We start from the raw sequence: 14377 nt of genomic DNA, 5'->3' as shown, positions 1-14377 counted from the left end.
TGATTCAAATGAATTGTTCGGGTCTTTCTCATGGTTATTTACTTATGTCCCAGCCTCTTCTAGTCAATGGTAGCCCACATTTCTTCAGGATTCAGTTCGTAGATGTTATTCTCGCGGTACATAAAATGATTGATAATAAACTCTCTGCGAATTGTCGCGAAGTCAGGATGGAATCTTTTAATATACTCATTAATTTCTTTCTCATGATACTTTTTCCCGCGCTCTAACCCATTTATCAAGTGCTTTAGAATAATGATTTTTTTCTTTCTTTGAGAAGGTAGGTGCTTTAACGTACCATCTGATGCTAAGAAATTACTCACCACTGCTTGCGTTTTCAATGAATCGTCCTCCTTGTCGAAATCAGGCTGATAAAGCATTTTAGGTAGGGCTTCAGAATAAGAACGGAATTTCTTCTCGTCAATGTAGTAGTAGATGGTGTTTTTATCTCTACGTTGATTAACGATGCCGGTGTCTCTTAATTTAGTCATATGATGAGTGATGGTAGGTGCTTTTAATCCAAGTTTTCCAGCAATTGCTTGTCCGTGGAGCGGACCTGTCGCAAGTAACGTAAGAATTCGTATTCGAGTTGGGTCACCGAGTGTTTTATGAAAATTGACCAATCTGTTTAACTGCAATAGGCTACCTCCTTTTTTATAATTAGATTGTTATCTAATTAGATGATAATCTAATTAGTGTAGTTAGTCAACAAATTAAAACGGCCGAGCATATAGCTCAAGCCGTCTTAATTTGTTGCAGATATCCAATCAATTGTAGAATCTCCAGCTTCTTTAGAACCTTTCAAATAAAAAGAGCTGTCCTCCTCATCAAAGTAATTAAGAGAAACATAGTCACTATTAGATTTAATTATGATATCTATATTGTAGTATTTCCATAGTTCACCCAGGCTGTCGTTTTCCATTTTATATAATTGAGATAATAGCTTTAAATAATCTACCGCAAGTTCTTTCATTTTCTTATCACTCAGAGTATCTTCAATCATTACTTCTATATGAATGTTCGAACCTTTAGAGAAGTACGTTACATTGGTGATGTCCGTTTCCCTTTGTGCAATTTCAGTTGCTCGTTTCATATAGGCTGCACTCACATAAGGCACTTTAGCATCACTGACAGACGCTTCCTGCTTTGCGATATCTTCCCTGTCTATTTTTGTAACGTAAATGGTTGTTGTTATTAGCAGAAGAATACAAGCTGCAATGCCAAGCCATTCAAGAACTTGATTTCCCCGCTTCTTTCCAGATGAATAATGTTGGATGAGTATGCTCTCAAGCATTTTTTCCTTCGTTCTTTCAGTTAAATGTTCCTTATCAAATAGAACTCTCTTCACTTCGCTATTCCATTTATTGTCTTCCATTTCAGATGTCACTCACTTTCTTGGTTCAGTCTTGTTTCAAGGAGGCTACGTGCACGATACAGTCGAGATTTGATCGTTGCTTCCTTCGTGTCGAGGAGTGAACTGATGTCTCTAATGGATAAATCTTCGTGATAAAAAAGGATGAACGTTTCTCGGTACTTTAATGGAAGGCGTAATATTTCATTGCGTAGATGTAAAGACGCTTCGTTTTTAACAACTGTTATTTCAGGGGAAGGATCATGGTTTTTTATTAATTTTATGATGATATTACTCGGGATTATATTTCTGAAGGACCAGCTTTTAACATAATCATGACATCGATTGATTGCGATGCGATAAATCCAATTTTTTAAAGACGCTTCTCCACGAAAGGTACTTAATTTGAGAAAGCATGCGAGGAAAACTTCTTGTACAACGTCTTCAGCTTTCCCCCAATCTTTCACATATGTATAAGAAAGTCTCAGAAGAGCTTCACCATATTGATCCATCAACTCTTCAATAAGCTGTGTTTTTTGTACAGTAGTGTAAGAAGAGAAGTCTTGCTTCCTCGAACCTAATCTATTTTTATCCATAGAATCATTCCTTCAAGACCTTTTATTATAATGACGAAACTACATCTAAAAAGTTGCAATAGATATTACAATATTTATCATCGATGCCCCTTTTTCCTCCTTGAATTCGATATATAAGGTAGGAAGGAGGACGTTAGTTTAAGGAGATTAAATACTATTTAATTGAAGAAAGGGAGTGGCGCTTCGTGATTATTATTGATGCCGGTCACGGTGGGGGAGATCCAGGAGCAATTGGAAATGGAGTAATCGAAAAAGATTGGACACTTGAAGTATCGTTACATCAGTATCACTTTCTGAGGAAATTAGGTATACAGTGTATGATGACAAGAGAGAGGGATGTACTGTTACCACCGGAGAAAAGAGTATCTCTTGTAAAGCAATCTGGGAAAGCGGTGTGTATTAGTAATCATTACAACGCTGGTGGGGGGAGTGGAGGTGAAGTTATCCATTCGATCTATTCAAAGAGTAATTTGCCAAAGCAGATAGCAAATGCATTAGTGAATACAGGTATGCCAGTACGGCGAGTGTTTTCACGAAAAGGGTCAGGTAGCGATTATTATTACATGCACCGCTTAACGGGTGCTGTAGAAACAATCATTGTGGAATATGGGTTTCTAGATTCAGATAGTGATATGAAGAAGTTAAGCGTTCGTTCATTTCGTCTCCAACTGGCAGAAGAAGTAGCAATTGCGGCAGTCAAGTATACAAGAGGTGCTAAGGATTCGCTCTATGTGGTTCAAGCTGGTGCTTTTCAAACTAAAGACAAAGCAGAGAAACTATGCAGTGAGCTAAAACAAAAGGGGTATGAGGTATTTGTGAGAAAAGAAGGCTAGCCACTATGGCTAGTCTTATTCTTCGTTCTTTTCTACAGAAATGTTGTTTTGTGAAAACCAACGCTGATTGGAGAGGAAATCAACCATTTAAAGACAATAAAAAAAGCCGTGCACGGCACGGCTCTTTTCATGAATTATTTAAGTAGATCAGGGTTTTCACTTTTAGCTCGTTTCACTTTCGGCTTACGGATGCCTCCTGCAATATCTGCTTTCTTAAATTCTTTTGCATATGCTACCTCTTGAGCGTCACTTAATGAAAATCCGCTCTCGTGTATAGGTTGGTATTGAGAATTCTTAGCCATTTGTAACTCCTCCTTATAATGTCTCTTATAATTTGGTTACCCGTGTGAAAAACACGCTAAACATACAGTTGTTATTTTGTTAAACAAATCGTATTTGTGGTACCTTATAATTAATCAATTAAATTGCGGAGGCATTATGAAGAGGAAAAAAGCATTAAACATCATAATAGGGAGTATCGTCGTTCTTATTAGTATTTTTGTAATTGGAAGATACACTTATGTTCATGAGGAGCATATCGAACGAGGCGAAGTGATTAAAAAAGAAAGAACTGATCACCATTACTACGTATTTGTTCAGCCTGAAGGAGAAGGGGAAGCGAAAGAGCTATTACTGGAAGATGAATTGAGCTGGAATCTTGTTCGAGAAGGCGAGATTTATAATGTGGTCTACTCCTGGTACGGAGCAAAAGAACCTACAATTGAAGAGATGGAACAAATAGAACGCGAATGAGTGCTAGCACTCATTCGCGTTCTATTTAATAATGCCTGTTTCGTCAATATTTACTTTTACTTTTGCTTCTAGCTTGATGTCTTTATATTCTGCCTCCCATCTTTTCGCGTTCCATGCCTTATGATGGTAGGCATTCAAATCACGACCAATTCCAAGAAAATCGCAGTTTGCTTTCTGCAACTTTTGGAGAATTTCGTTTGCTCTCAAGGTTAAACGTTGGGACAGTTCATCACCAATGTCAGTTAATTGACTTTTCTTCATAAGATGATTCTGAGGATATTCTTCAATGTTGCCTCTTAGTTCAAGGTTAATGATGACTTTATCTAGTAAATTATTCCTGAAAGAATATTCTTTTTCTGATGAGGTATTTCGTGCGTTTATTGTTACTGTATTTGTTAGGAACTCATTATTAGGATCGTTGTCCAGAGACTCCACAATATTGGTTTTTTTGCTACTCTCATTGTTCATTAATAGCAATAATTTCGCATCACCTGGTGGTAATGTTACCCCAGTATAGGTGGTTTCGTGGAAAAGAGCTAATCCATTGAACTCAGGGCTACTTGCTTGTTCGTTGTAACGAATGTATGGGAGAGCGTAATCCTGGCCTTCGTCTAAAGAGTAACGAAATGCTTTCTCAACAGTCATTTTTGTAGCTTCGGTCTTATTTTCCGCTCCTTTAATTAAATTAGTCGTAAATTCGGTTACGAGAGTGTCACCAATATGATCAAGGTTGTAGATATCTTCAGCACGTCCTTCAACTACTGCAATTCTCGCATCAAGTGGGCTTTTAGGATCTCTGAATAATATATCAAGCATATGATCGATATTGTGTTTGGCTACTTCTTCTCCTAGAAGAAGTAGCTGATTCTTTGAAGCACTCAATTGTTTTGAAATGAGGCGATCCATTTGTAACCTTGTATCGCGCGAGGATGGCCCTACAACAGATACAATTCGATTGGAATAGACGCCTCCCTGACTAACGGGAACTCCAAGGTTACGTACAACAAAGGTTGTACGTATCATGTTATTACCCTCATAATCAAATCCAGCCCCATACACTAATTTTGATTCCTTTAATAGCTCTTGATCCCAGCATGAAGTTAGCATGAGTGAGGAACAAATGACGAGAATCAATTGGGAAAGTTTCCTTTTCATGCTGTTACCTCCTTCTTTTTAAAAATAAGACTTAAGATATAGAGGCTGATAGGGATTCCTAATGCGAAAAAATAGGACGCTTTCGCATGATAACCTGCTATCACTTCAACTGTATAACGATCGTGCGTAAACATAGACAGAATGAGTGATATAGCGGCAACAAGGATGATTGAACCAGTTGTTTTCTTTCTTTTTGTAAGATACTGAATCCCTTTCCCCCCAATATATAAGTAGGAGGCATAGGAGGTCATAACGGAAATGATCCAAATGGAAAGAAAGAGTAAGTCTACTCGATCAACAATAATAAAAGAAACGCCTTTCAGCATATACACGATTGGCTCTGGGATCATTTGGAGTTGCTTTGGACTGAAAAAAACATAGGAAGTAAATGTAAGAAAAGCATATAAGCTTGTCACAGCAATATTTGCTAGAGTAGCGCTCTTGAATGCAGCTTTCCCTTTATCTTGCACATATGGATATACGAAAAGGATGATTTCAAATCCAAGCATTGAAACAATCCCCTTCTGTGTTGCTTTAAGAATCGTCCCTATCCCATTTTCACCAATAGGCAATATATAGCGGAGGTCTGCATCCTTTAAAGTATAAGCTGCCATAATGACCAGTGGGACTATAAGAATCGATACAAATTGATAGAACCTCCCCATGACTTTAAGTTTACCTACAGCAAGATACGTTCCTGTTATAGTCAAAAGTAATAAAATCGCTAACATCGGGGTACGAAAAAGAATCCAAGTTTTGATTGTCGTTTCAAATAGCTCCAATACTATAACGGCCGTAGAGATGGCAAACGCAATATACAAGAGTGAAATAAGAAAAGCGATGTACTTCCCAACAATCTTTGGAGCATATTCATATAGTGTTGAAGAAGGAAATCGATTGCTTAAAAGGTAAAGTATGAAAATCACCCCTTGAATCACCACTCCAGTAATCAAGAGTGTGATCCACCCATCCGTTCCAGATCCAGCATAAAGGGAAGTTGGTAACGAGAGCACACCAACTCCAACCTGAGTTTGGAAAATAATAAAAAACAATTGAGTAGAGTGAATGGTGTTATTCGTCTTCATTGCGTTTCCACCTTCTTGAGAACCATTCCTGTCTCACTTCCTGAGCATGAACATCAACTGGACGTTTTCCAAGCAACCATCTTGGCAGCCTAACTAGTGAATCTTTTAGCTCATTAAATCGAAATGGAGCAAGAGGAGAGAAATAGGGAGTACCGAATGTTTCTAACCCACAAAGATGAATTAAGATCAACGATAACCCGAATACGAGTCCAATGAATCCAAACGTGGCTGATAACAACATTAAAGGAAAACCCAGAAGCCGAATGGACATACTCATTTCATATGATGGAACTGCAAACGATGAAATAGCTGTTAGGGCAACAATAATGATCATCATATTCGATACTAGGTTGGCTTCTACAATAGCGGTTCCGATTACCAAACCGCCTACAATACCAATCGTCTGTGCGATTGGACCTGGCAACCTGATTGCTGCCTCTCTTAAGAGTTCAAGCGTGATTTGCATAATTAAAGCTTCTATTAAAGGAGGAAAGGGTACATTTTCTAATGAACTCTTAATATTTAATATGAGCTCAGCAGGCAGAATTTCTGAATGAAACGAGACGGTCGCAATATAAATTGAAGGTAGCGCAAGAGCAAAGATAAAGCTAGTGATTCTGATGATTCTTAAGACAGAGCCAATATACCATCGACTATTGTAATCCTCTGGAGACTGATAGAAGGAGAAAAAAGTTACTGGCATAATGAGAGTAGAAGGACTCCCTTCCATAAAAAGCCCAACTCTCCCTTCGATGACATGGGCAGTTAACCTGTCAGGGCGTTCTGTACTAAGCATCTGTGGAAAAGGTGAAAACGGTGCGTCTTCAATAAACTCTTCTACATAACCTGGTGTTTGAATAGAGTCAGCTTCTATGGCGTTAATTCGTCTTTCAACCTCTGCAACTAATTCTGGGTTCGCAAGATTCTGTAAGTAAACAATGGCTAGTTTAGTATCTGTTGATTTACCAACTTTAAAAAATTTAACAACTAGATTTGGGTTTTCAATTCTACGACGTAGCATTTGTAGATTCTGTACAATGTTTTCCACAAATCCCTCATGAGAACCTCTCACAACTTGCTCATTAACTGGTTCTGTAACAGCTCTTGTATCAGATGAGAACGCTTCTAATAAATAGAAATTCTGAACACCTTCCGTTAGAAAAACGACAAATCCCTTTGTTAGTGCAGAAACGGCTTTGAGAAGGTTATTTGATTGACGTATTTCTTTAGAAGTGACGATATGCCCAACGTTTAGTTCATTTCGTTCCATTAGCGGCTTCATAATGGTTGTTTGTAATTTATCTTCATCAACTAAAGGATCTAAATAACAGATTAAGCAGGCCACGTTCTGAATAACAACTTCTCTGAACTTAAGGTCTTGTGTATGGTAGAAAGCTTCTTTCAGATAGTGTTTATTTTCTTTGAGAGTCCAGAAGGCATCATGGGATTCAGCAGAAGTGGGGATTTGATACGGCTTATTACGAGCTGATTTACGTGTACCACGTCTCACTACGCATCCTCCTTAGATAATCATGGTTGCCATATAGTTTGCTATATATAGTAAGGATTTATGTATCGTGTAGTATTTTGTTGAAACGTAGTTCTAAAGTCTAGTGCACAAAATGTAGAATGCTACAAATTAGTAGCCTTTTGTATCGTTTTTATGAGAATAAAGCTTTATATTGTATAACAGGTGTACATAGTCTGTTTATCTAATGTATAATTAGGTAAATAGCTTAACGGAAGGTGGTTCTTACAATGACGATGAAAAATATTCAAAAGGAAAAGCTTGCAATTGATCGGTGTATGAAGCATTTGGAGGTCGTCAAAGTTGAACCGAAAGTAAGACAGCTTGTATCGATGTACATGACGTCTATCTATCGAGAGGCGTATGAAGAAGGTTTTTCTGATGCTGAAAAAACGCAAGTTCATTCAAGTTCATAATAATCTTTCTCAGGTTTTTTAATAAAAATGATTGATTATTTTCTCTAATTGTCTATAATGATTACTAATATAATGTATCGTCAATGCGAAAGAGAGTAATGTTTGTAGCAGAATAAAGCGATTCGGGGGTGGTGAGAGCCCGAAATCTGAGCAATCATGAACCGGACTTTCAAGATACTGTTCTGAATGAAGTAGGAACAGTCGGGCTCCCCGTTATTGAGTAAAGCAGGCTCTGCCATCTGGTTGAGCAATCAGAGTGGTACCGCGGGTTAATCTCCGTCTCTATTATAGAGACGGAGATTTTTTTTGTTTCGTCAGTTAGACCATTATGAATCGTTTTGTAGGAGGTCAGGAAGTGAAGTATAAAGACTTATTTGCACAAGAATTGTATGGTGCTTGTGATGAGCAATTAGCAAAGGAAGAGATAGTTCAACGAATAGAAAAACCAAAGTATGAAAAGTTAGGGGATTATGCGTTTCCATGTTTTGATCTCGCTAGAGTGCAACGAACAGCACCAGATAAAATAGCATCGAACATAGCATCTCGAATTCAATCTCCACTCTTCCAAAAGGTGGTGGCTGTGGGACCCTATATTAATGTATTTCTTGAGAAAGAATCAGTAGCTTCTGAAGTAGTGAATAGGATCTTACAGGAAGGATGTCAGTATGGATCATCAAATTTAGGAGAGGGTGGAGCCGTAACAATTGATTTATCCTCACCGAATATCGCAAAGCCATTTTCGATGGGACATCTTCGTTCGACTGTTATTGGAAATGCAATAGCACTACTTCTTGAAAAGAGTGGATATCGTCCGGTTCGAATAAATCATTTAGGTGATTGGGGAACTCAATTTGGTAAATTAATTGTGGCGTATCGTAATTGGGGAAATGAAACTAAAGTTCGTCAAAATACAATTAAGGAATTGCTTACTCTTTATGTTAAATTTCATGAAGAAGCAGAATCTCATCCTTCTCTTTTGGATGATGGACGAAAGGCGTTTAAATCACTAGAAGAAAAGGACCCTAATGCTGTGGCTTTGTGGAAGTGGTTTAGAGAAGAATCTCTTAACGAATTTAATCGTATTTATGAATTAATGGGAATAACGTTTGATTCTACGAATGGTGAGGCATTTTATAACGACAAAATGCAACGTGTGGTGGAGCTTCTTGAAGAGAAAAATCTTCTCACTGAATCCGAAGGTGCTATGGTAGTGGAGGTTGATGAGAACCTCCCGCCATGTTTAATCAAGAAGAAGGATGGAGCTACGCTTTATGCGACTCGTGATTTAGCTGCGGCCATCTATCGTTACGAGACATATGGTTTCAAACAAGCGCTTTATGTCGTAGGGAATGAACAAAGCCTTCACTTTAAACAGGTGTTTGAAGTATTAAAGAAGATCGGGTATGAATGGGCCGAACAAATGAATCACATTACGTTTGGGATGATGCTAAAAGATGGTAAGAAAATGTCGACTAGAAAAGGAAAAGTTGTTCTACTAGAAGAGGTATTAAAGGAAGCGATTGCCCTTGCTGAACAGAATATTAACACCAAAAATCCATCATTGAAAAATAAACAGGTTATCGCTGAACAAATTGGCGTAGGTGCCGTCTTGTTTCATGACTTAAAAAATGATCGTCGTAACGACATCGATTTTTCACTTGAAGATATGCTAAGAGTGGAGGGAGAGACGGGGCCATATGTACAGTATACTAATGCACGAGCATGTTCTATCCTTCGTAAAGGTCACTTTCAAAATGGAGGGCCACTTGAACCAATAAAGGATAGAGAAGCATGGCCGGTTATTACCCGTCTTAACGAATTTCCAAGAGCGATTGAGCGAGGAGTAAAAGAATATGATCCATCACAAGTTGCCAAGTATGTTCTGGAACTAGCTCGTTCGTTTAACAAGTATTATGGTCAAATTCGCATTCTGGACGATGTTACACATTTGAAAGCAAGACTTCAACTCGTATCGGCTGTCTCAATTGTTCTTACTGAAGGGCTGAGGTTACTCGGCTTGCATGCACCTGAAGAAATGTAGTACAGAGCCCTGATAAAGATCAGGGCTCTGTTTGTTTAATAGTTGAGATCAGTATCTTCAATTGTGCCGTTATTGACTTGATTTTCATAGTCATCAAGCTGGTCTTCATAATGTTCATGAGCTTTGTTTGGAATCACACCTGTAGGTTTTCCATCAAGATCAGCTGAAAGGAAGGTTTCAATTTCTTCTACATATCCGTAAGGTTCGTGCGATTCAATGTACATACTGTCGTAACTCATTTGTTGTTCATTAAAATCGGAAGGTGTTTCTGAGGTTCCATACCTTGCAGCGCGTTGCCAGGAATCTTCCGCATCAAAAAAGTTCGCATCTTTTGTGTCATTGACATATTTACCAAATGGAGGGTTTAAAGTGTCTTCTTCAGCGGGTCTGTTATCGGATGTTTTCTGAGAAGGACTATGCTCGACGCACGTTGATGCTGTAGGAATAGCAACTAGTCTTTTGACAGCGATGTCATCTCCACATACGGAACATACACCGTATTTTCCGCTTCCAATACGTTGTAAAGCACTGGTTAGTTCTGTGAGTTCTTGTTTCATATGGTCACTTAATGAGATATCTTTTTCACGTTCATATAACTCTGTAGCGGTATCCCCTGGATGGTTGTCATAATTTGAAAGCTCGCCTGTTGAATGTTGAACAAACGATTGAGAAACCCCAAAATCATCATTAGTAATTAATTCTTGGTTAATTTCGTTTATTCGGTTCTGGATAATTCTTTTAAAGGACCTAAGTTGATCAGTAGTCAGCACTGGTCTGTCTCCTTTCTTTTCATCTTATTTGTAGTATGAGACAAAAAGAAAATCACTACTTCTGAAAATAATTCCATGTTTATCGCATTTTATTCCAGAAATATGGAAAAAGTAACACTGGAAGATAAGTAGAGAAGAAGCGGTGGTGAAGTCGTGAGAAAGGTTTATCCGTTAGAAGTTCTTCTTTGGAGTATTGCATTTCCAGGATTCGGACAAATCATTAATAAAATGTACATTAGAGGTGCATTTTTTATATTGTTAGAGTTCGTCATAAACGTAAAATCAAGTTTAAATATGAATATCTTATATAGCTTTCAGGGAAAGTCCAATGAGGCGGTTCTTGTCACTAACTATGAATGGGCGATGTTCTATCCATGTGTTTATATGTTTGCAATATACGAAAGCTACTTTAGGGCAATCGAAAAGAATGGTGAAAAGCCGCCAGTTTATTTATCTTTACCTTTTGTGTCGGGAGCGTATTTTTCAACTGTTGGCGTTATTGTTTCTAATAAACATCCGTATGATTATTTTATTCCTCCCACGTTTGTTCCAATTTTGGGTATTGCGATAGGGGTAGTGGTAGGGTTATGTGTACGTTCTATATTAATCCATTTTTCTAAACCAATCGAAAAAAAGCCGTGAATTTTGATTCACGGCTTTATAGTGGTTATTTGGTTTGCGAGGCTCGAGCGTCTGCCGGGTTCAACCGGCCACTTCCGCTTTTCGTTAGATCTAGCTGCAGTGGCCAGGTCCTCGAGTCGCTTCACCATTCAACTCGAACACAAAGAACGTGTTCAATTTGAATGGTTCCAGCGCTTGTCGGACCTAAGCGGCCACTTCCGCTTTTCGTTAGATCTCATTAAGTCTGAATTCTGCTGATTGTAGTTCTTCATCGTCTTTTTGGCGTTCTGTTCTTGCCCATTGGAAGAAGACGTAACCAAGTGTTGTGCCGTATGAAATTTCTTGTACAATTTTCATTATAATACCGCCTAGTTGTTGGTCTTCCATAATGTCAAGCGGTTTGAATTGTGCAAAGAGTTCTGGGGAGACAATCGTGCCGTTTGGTACACAATACCCCATTGCATTCGCCCATACTGTTGGGTCTGTGTAAGTAGCGTAAAGAGGTGTATCAGCAAAAATAATTAAAGCACAGGCCGGCGTTAGAAGAACACCATTTGCAAAAATATAACCTAGTTTCTTAACGCCTGATAAAGTGTCATATTCTGGTACAGGACAAACGAGTGGCCACCACATAGCAAATGCAGAGATAACGAGCGCTGCCTTGTAGAAATCTTGTGCAGTATAATGAACCATCAAGTAATCAAAGATTTCTGGAATATGATAGAAAGAGAACAATCCATTAAACAAAAGCAGTGAAATAATAGGGAAAGTGAAGAATTTCACCAGCTTATGAATAAATCTAATGTTTAAAAACGGTCGAATTAACCATGCTGGCGTTCCTACAATCATGAGGGGCGGAGCGACTAAATATACAATGGCCATTTCCGACATGTGAATACTAAGTAATAAATGCCCCATTAACGATAGTGGACCGCCAAAACCAATGTAAAAGATGAAAACACCTATTAAGAAAAAGATTTTCTTATAGACAGGGAAAGGTGCTGAATCTTTAAATTTACTTTTCAAAGGTCCTGTAATTAGTAAATATAAAACAGCAATGCCGATGGCTATCGCTAAAATAACGGGACTCCAGAGAGCAGAGAAAGAAAATGTGCTCGATAATTGTTCCCACATCAGGAACACCTCCATATATCTTCATAATACCTGACAGTAAATGAGTAACGTTTTCATCATACCATATGATGCTCGGCCATCCTATCACCTTGAGAGCATATATGATTGATAGGGCTATTACTATTGTAAGAAGGATTGACCTTTAACTCAAGGATGGTAAGGAAGAAAGTGTGAAGGAATCGTGACAGGTAGACATTTATTAAGTTGACAATAAGCGCAAGTTTTTCATACAATGACAGCAGACTTATATATGAATAAGTGTTCATATAATGAAGTGGAGGGGAAGCACATTGGATAACGAGAGACACGACATAACAGAAGAGGCCATGGACCTTGATGAAGAAACGCTTTTCATTGTTTCTCAGACATTTAAAGCACTTGGTGACCCGACACGAATTAGAATTCTAAATTTACTTGCTGATCGAGAATGCGCTGTTAGTGAAATTTCCGACAAATTGCATCTTTCTCAGTCCACGGTATCCCACCAACTTAGGTTTCTAAAAAATTTACGATTGGTTAAATTTAGAAGAGCAGGAACGAGCATATTTTATTCCCCCGATGATCAGCATGTGATGGCACTACTTCATCAAGCAATTCATCACGCATGTCATGACTAGGATGAAGAGTTGTGTGGTAGAATCGTACGGGAACGTTCAATAAAATCATCATCATGTGTTTAAAAACCAGTTATAATTGGGTGTAATTACTGAAAGGGGATCTGCTTCGTGTTAACTAAAATTAAACAGCATAAAACGGAATCCGCTGTTATTTTTCTAGCATTTGTTCTGCCTTTTATAACAATGGTCGTTATTGGGGCATTCTCTATTTATTTATCGTATAGTGGTTAACTGACTTTGTAAGGAAAGGTGGACAGGTAACTATGGATATTGGTTCAATCCTTGTTTATATGTCAACTTTGCTCTTTTTTGTAGTGTTTGGCTTATTTGGATTCTTTTTGTACATGTTGAAAAGAAAAGAAAGGCTGAATGAACAGAATGAGCAGGGGGAGATAAAAAGAAATGAGAAATAAAAATATACGTCTGCTGATCTTCTTACTTGTGCTAAGTGCTGTGTGGGGAGTTATTTATTGGGTATGGGCGTTTAGTAATGGATGAGGTGCCTTTTCGTGACATCGAGAGGGCTTTTTCTAATGTGAAGGAAGGCTAATTGATAAAGGAGAAATTTCAATGGGACATCACCATCATGAGCATAACCATTCTGTCAAAAATATTCGTGTAGCTTTCTTTCTGAATTTTAGCTTCACAATCATTGAAATTATCGGAGGATTGTTGACGAACAGTATGGCAATTCTGTCTGATGCCCTTCATGATCTTGGGGATTCGCTCTCACTAGGTATTTCGTGGTATTTGCAGAAGAAAGCGGATGGGAAAGGCGAAGATAAGAACTTTACCTTTGGATATAAACGGTTTTCATTATTAGGGGCGCTAATTAATAGTATTATACTAATAGGTGGATCGCTATTTATTCTTACACAAGCGGTTCCACGTCTACTAGATCCCGAACCAGTTGAAGCGGGTGGAATGTTAATCCTCGCTATTCTTGGTATAGCGGTGAATGGTATGGCTGTACTTCGTCTTCAACGCGGTAAATCTATGAACGAAAAAGTTGTTACGTGGCACCTTCTTGAAGATGTTCTTGGTTGGGTTGCGGTACTCGTTGTAAGCATTGTGTTATTATTTAAAGATTTACCCATTCTTGATCCGATTTTATCTATCACGATTACTGTGTACGTGCTGTATAACGTCATTCGAAATCTTAAGAAAACGCTTATGATCTTTCTAGAGGCTGTACCAGAAGATATTGATTTCACAGAGGTAAAGAAGAAGATTGCCTCTCTTTCAGGAGTCGTATCAACTCATCATACACACCTATGGTCGCTCGATGGCGAACAAAATGCACTAAGTACTCATATCGTTGTGGAAGACTCATTGTCTCGAGCAGAGGTTATAGCAATTAAACAACAAATTCAGAAATTTGTTGATGAGCTGAACTTACAACACTTAACTATACAAGTTGATTATGTGGACGAAGTTTGTTGCATGGATGATCAGGCTAATAAGAAGCTTCATTGAGGAG

Annotated in this window: 17 protein-coding genes and 1 other annotated feature; of the genes, 8 read left to right on the top strand and 9 right to left on the bottom strand. The window is 38.2% G+C overall.

The features are described 5' to 3' along the window. Window positions 1-59: 59 nt before the first annotated feature. The 3 genes from JI666_RS10525 to JI666_RS10515 form a co-directional block, all read right to left on the bottom strand. Entirely contained in the window at window positions 60-635 is a 576-nt protein-coding gene (locus JI666_RS10525; protein WP_206891557.1) for a DUF2087 domain-containing protein, read from the bottom strand. A gap of 107 nt (window positions 636-742) precedes the next feature. Beyond that, window positions 743-1372, bottom strand: a complete 630-nt coding sequence (locus JI666_RS10520; RefSeq protein WP_206891553.1) for a hypothetical protein — start codon at window positions 1370-1372, stop codon at window positions 743-745. An 8-nt stretch (window positions 1373-1380) separates the two neighbouring features. Beyond that, on the bottom strand, window positions 1381-1944 hold the full coding sequence (locus tag JI666_RS10515; RefSeq protein WP_206891551.1) for a sigma-70 family RNA polymerase sigma factor: 564 nt from the start codon (window positions 1942-1944) through the stop codon (window positions 1381-1383). Window positions 1945-2129: 185 nt separating this feature from the next. On the opposite strand from JI666_RS10515, the gene JI666_RS10510 reads away from it, so the two are divergent. Next, window positions 2130-2777, top strand: a complete 648-nt coding sequence (locus JI666_RS10510) for an N-acetylmuramoyl-L-alanine amidase (protein WP_206891548.1) — start codon at window positions 2130-2132, stop codon at window positions 2775-2777. A 134-nt stretch (window positions 2778-2911) separates the two neighbouring features. Here JI666_RS10510 and JI666_RS10505 read toward each other — a convergent pair whose 3' ends face one another. Next, window positions 2912-3079 (bottom strand): YfhE family protein, encoded by a 168-nt coding sequence (locus JI666_RS10505; protein WP_084006653.1) that lies wholly within the window; start codon window positions 3077-3079, stop codon window positions 2912-2914. Between the two features lie 136 nt (window positions 3080-3215). Between JI666_RS10505 and JI666_RS10500 the strand changes: the two genes are divergently transcribed. Further along, window positions 3216-3530 (top strand): hypothetical protein, encoded by a 315-nt coding sequence (locus JI666_RS10500; RefSeq protein WP_206891547.1) that lies wholly within the window; start codon window positions 3216-3218, stop codon window positions 3528-3530. Between the two features lie 21 nt (window positions 3531-3551). Here the strand turns inward: JI666_RS10500 and JI666_RS10495 are convergent, their stop codons facing one another. Genes JI666_RS10495 through JI666_RS10485 form a run of 3 tightly spaced genes read right to left on the bottom strand, consistent with a single transcriptional unit; the run spans window position 3552 to window position 7280 of the window. After that, on the bottom strand, window positions 3552-4685 hold the full coding sequence (locus tag JI666_RS10495) for a Ger(x)C family spore germination protein (protein ID WP_206891546.1): 1134 nt from the start codon (window positions 4683-4685) through the stop codon (window positions 3552-3554). Beyond that, entirely contained in the window at window positions 4682-5770 is a 1089-nt protein-coding gene (locus JI666_RS10490; RefSeq protein ID WP_206891545.1) for a GerAB/ArcD/ProY family transporter, read from the bottom strand. The genes JI666_RS10495 and JI666_RS10490 overlap by 4 nt, the downstream gene beginning before the upstream one ends. After that, window positions 5757-7280, bottom strand: a complete 1524-nt coding sequence (locus JI666_RS10485; protein WP_349769324.1) for a spore germination protein — start codon at window positions 7278-7280, stop codon at window positions 5757-5759. The genes JI666_RS10490 and JI666_RS10485 overlap by 14 nt, the downstream gene beginning before the upstream one ends. Window positions 7281-7528: 248 nt before the next feature. Here JI666_RS10485 and JI666_RS10480 point away from each other — a divergent pair, with 248 nt between their 5' ends. Together JI666_RS10480 and argS are read left to right on the top strand one after the other, a co-directional pair. After that, window positions 7529-7714: a hypothetical protein gene (locus JI666_RS10480; RefSeq protein ID WP_206891544.1), complete on the top strand. Its 186-nt coding sequence runs from the start codon at window positions 7529-7531 to the stop codon at window positions 7712-7714. A 74-nt stretch (window positions 7715-7788) separates the two neighbouring features. Further along, window positions 7789-8001 (top strand) — a binding site (T-box leader). 68 nt (window positions 8002-8069) lie between these two features. Further along, a complete protein-coding gene (argS, locus tag JI666_RS10475) occupies window positions 8070-9755 on the top strand; it encodes an arginine--tRNA ligase (protein WP_349769323.1) in 1686 nt (561 codons plus the stop codon). 35 nt (window positions 9756-9790) lie between these two features. On the opposite strand, the gene JI666_RS10470 is transcribed toward argS, so the two are convergent. After that, the gene (locus tag JI666_RS10470) at window positions 9791-10525 is read right to left on the bottom strand and encodes a TraR/DksA C4-type zinc finger protein (RefSeq protein WP_349769322.1); all 735 of its coding nucleotides are present in this window, start codon (window positions 10523-10525) and stop codon (window positions 9791-9793) included. Window positions 10526-10678: 153 nt separating this feature from the next. On the opposite strand from JI666_RS10470, the gene JI666_RS10465 reads away from it, so the two are divergent. Beyond that, complete coding sequence (locus JI666_RS10465) at window positions 10679-11167, top strand: hypothetical protein (protein WP_206891542.1); 489 nt, start codon at window positions 10679-10681, stop codon at window positions 11165-11167. A gap of 207 nt (window positions 11168-11374) precedes the next feature. Here the strand turns inward: JI666_RS10465 and ctaG are convergent, their stop codons facing one another. Next, window positions 11375-12280, bottom strand: coding sequence for a cytochrome c oxidase assembly factor CtaG (ctaG, locus tag JI666_RS10460; RefSeq protein WP_206891539.1), 906 nt, complete (start codon window positions 12278-12280; stop codon window positions 11375-11377). A gap of 269 nt (window positions 12281-12549) precedes the next feature. Here ctaG and JI666_RS10455 point away from each other — a divergent pair, with 269 nt between their 5' ends. From JI666_RS10455 to JI666_RS10450, 3 genes are all read left to right on the top strand, one after another. Further along, on the top strand, window positions 12550-12897 hold the full coding sequence (locus tag JI666_RS10455) for an ArsR/SmtB family transcription factor (protein ID WP_206891532.1): 348 nt from the start codon (window positions 12550-12552) through the stop codon (window positions 12895-12897). 108 nt (window positions 12898-13005) lie between these two features. Further along, window positions 13006-13128, top strand: a complete 123-nt coding sequence (locus JI666_RS21670; RefSeq protein WP_286170734.1) for a hypothetical protein — start codon at window positions 13006-13008, stop codon at window positions 13126-13128. Window positions 13129-13467: 339 nt separating this feature from the next. Beyond that, a complete protein-coding gene (locus tag JI666_RS10450) occupies window positions 13468-14373 on the top strand; it encodes a cation diffusion facilitator family transporter (RefSeq protein WP_206891530.1) in 906 nt (301 codons plus the stop codon). The last annotated feature ends 4 nt before the right edge of the window (window positions 14374-14377 follow it).

Source organism: Bacillus sp. NTK071 (genome assembly GCF_017303315.1).
Classification (GTDB): Bacteria; Bacillota; Bacilli; order Bacillales; family Guptibacillaceae; genus Guptibacillus.
The sequence above is the reverse complement of the archived record's forward strand: the minus strand, read 5'-3'. Positions and strand labels throughout refer to the sequence as shown.

What these genes read in the sequence shown, in the direction of transcription:
- JI666_RS10505 (WP_084006653.1), bottom strand. Translation starts at nt 3,079, where the DNA reads ATGGCTAAGAATTCTCAATACCAACCTATACACGAGAGCGGATTTTCA.
- ctaG (WP_206891539.1), bottom strand. Translation starts at nt 12,280, where the DNA reads ATGTGGGAACAATTATCGAGCACATTTTCTTTCTCTGCTCTCTGGAGT.
- JI666_RS10455 (WP_206891532.1), top strand. Translation starts at nt 12,550, where the DNA reads ATGAAGTGGAGGGGAAGCACATTGGATAACGAGAGACACGACATAACA.
- JI666_RS10490 (WP_206891545.1), bottom strand. Translation starts at nt 5,770, where the DNA reads ATGAAGACGAATAACACCATTCACTCTACTCAATTGTTTTTTATTATT.
- JI666_RS10500 (WP_206891547.1), top strand. Translation starts at nt 3,216, where the DNA reads ATGAAGAGGAAAAAAGCATTAAACATCATAATAGGGAGTATCGTCGTT.
- JI666_RS10450 (WP_206891530.1), top strand. Translation starts at nt 13,468, where the DNA reads ATGGGACATCACCATCATGAGCATAACCATTCTGTCAAAAATATTCGT.
- JI666_RS10515 (WP_206891551.1), bottom strand. Translation starts at nt 1,944, where the DNA reads ATGGATAAAAATAGATTAGGTTCGAGGAAGCAAGACTTCTCTTCTTAC.
- JI666_RS10480 (WP_206891544.1), top strand. Translation starts at nt 7,529, where the DNA reads ATGACGATGAAAAATATTCAAAAGGAAAAGCTTGCAATTGATCGGTGT.
- JI666_RS10520 (WP_206891553.1), bottom strand. Translation starts at nt 1,372, where the DNA reads ATGGAAGACAATAAATGGAATAGCGAAGTGAAGAGAGTTCTATTTGAT.
- JI666_RS10495 (WP_206891546.1), bottom strand. Translation starts at nt 4,685, where the DNA reads ATGAAAAGGAAACTTTCCCAATTGATTCTCGTCATTTGTTCCTCACTC.